Consider the following 857-nt stretch of genomic DNA (forward strand, 5'->3'; position numbering starts at 1 on the left):
GGCAGGCTCGAGCGACAGGCCGCCGCCCGGCACGACGCAGTGGACATGCGGATGATGGTGGAGATTTTGACCCCAAGTATGAAGCACGGCGACCACGCCGATCTCGGCGCCCAGATGCCTGGGATCGGCCGCCGCCACCCTCAAGGCTTCGGATGCGGCCTTGAACAGGATCGCATAGACCGCCGCCTTGTTCTGGAAGGCGATCTCAGCGATCTGGGCCGGGACGGTGAAGACCACGTGGAAGTATGGGACCGGCAGCAGCTCAGCCTGCCGCTCGGCCAGCCACTGGGCGCGGGCTAGGCCCTGGCACTTAGGGCAGTGGCGGTTGCGGCAGGAGTTATAGGCTTGCCGCACGAGGCCGCAGTCGGTGCAGTGTTCGGCGTGACCGCCCAGGGCCGCGGTCCGGCACGCCTCCACCGCGGCCATCACCCGGCGCTCGACACGCCCGAGATGGCCGGCATGGTCGCGGCGATAATCCGCCCCGTGACGGTGGAATACATCCGCCACTTCCAGATCCGGGCGCATGGCGCGCGGCTCAGCCGGGCGGCCTGATCTCCATGTGGAGCTGGTCAAAAGGACTGGCGGTCCGGCCGATCACAGCCGTTGAGACCTGGGCGTACAGTGTCGTCGTCGCCAGGCTGCGATGGCCCAGCAGCACCTGAATGATCCTTATGTCCGTGCCGGCTTCCAAAAGGTGGGTGGCGAAGCTGTGGCGAAGGGTGTGCACCGTCACCCGCTTCTCAACGCCCAGGAACTCGCAGGCTGCTCGACAGGCGATCCCCAAGGTCTGCGGGTGGATCGGGCCGCGGCCATCGCGCCGGGGAAACAGCCATCGCCCCGGCTTGGTCAACCGCCAA

General features: G+C 67.4%; 2 protein-coding genes. Both read right to left on the bottom strand.

Going from position 1 to position 857, the window contains the following annotated elements; translation table 11 throughout:
* On the bottom strand, positions 1-525 hold a 525-nt coding region (locus tag ACWGTO_RS33620), incomplete at its 3' end, for an IS91 family transposase (RefSeq protein ID WP_454578971.1).
* A gap of 10 nt (positions 526-535) precedes the next feature.
* The coding region (locus tag ACWGTO_RS33625) for a tyrosine-type recombinase/integrase (RefSeq protein ID WP_454578972.1) at positions 536-857 on the bottom strand (322 nt) is incomplete at its 5' end.

It is taken from the genome of Mesorhizobium sp. PL10 (assembly GCF_053714315.1).